Source organism: Pseudoalteromonas sp. AOP7-A1-14, from assembly GCF_052376275.1.
GTDB lineage: Bacteria > Pseudomonadota > Gammaproteobacteria > Enterobacterales > Alteromonadaceae > Pseudoalteromonas.
Genome location: NZ_JBQSVO010000297.1, coordinates 1 through 455, shown reverse-complemented (window position 1 = coordinate 455; position 455 = coordinate 1). Strand labels below are relative to the sequence as shown.

Sequence of the window (455 nt, the reverse complement as noted above, 5' to 3'; positions counted from 1 at the left end):
GTAACGGCGGCATAAATTTAGCAGAAGTAATAAAACGGCTAAATCCAGTTGTGCGCGGTTTTGTAAATTATTTTAGTATAGCCAATTGTAAACGAGAGCTAAAAGCCTTGGCAGGTTGGATCAGACGAAGACTAAGGGCAATACAGCTGAGGTTGTGGAAGAAGCCATCAAGGCTACATCGACGACTAAAGCAGTTAGGAAAAAAGCCACCGTTTAAGTTCATTAAGATGAACTCGTGGCGTAACTCACTAAGCCCTTTATCTTGTGTATCGATGCCAAACCAATGGTTTGAGGAGCTTGGTTTATATCCAATAGAAAAAGTGAATACGGGATGGCTTGCTTTATCGGCGTTTAGGAAATAAGTTGATAAAATGTGAAGGGTACAGGAGCCGTATACGAGGTCCGTACGTACGGTTCTGTGAGAGGGATGAGGCATAAGCCTCACCCTACTCGAT

The 455-nt window shown here is 43.1% G+C and carries 1 protein-coding gene; it reads left to right on the top strand.

Annotation, left to right across the window (positions count from 1 at the left end; genetic code table 11):
* The first annotated feature begins 50 nt into the window (after window positions 1-50).
* Window positions 51-362 (top strand): group II intron maturase-specific domain-containing protein, encoded by a 312-nt coding sequence (locus ACT3RM_RS18190; RefSeq protein ID WP_033011318.1) that lies wholly within the window; start codon window positions 51-53, stop codon window positions 360-362.
* Window positions 363-455: the final 93 nt, after the last annotated feature.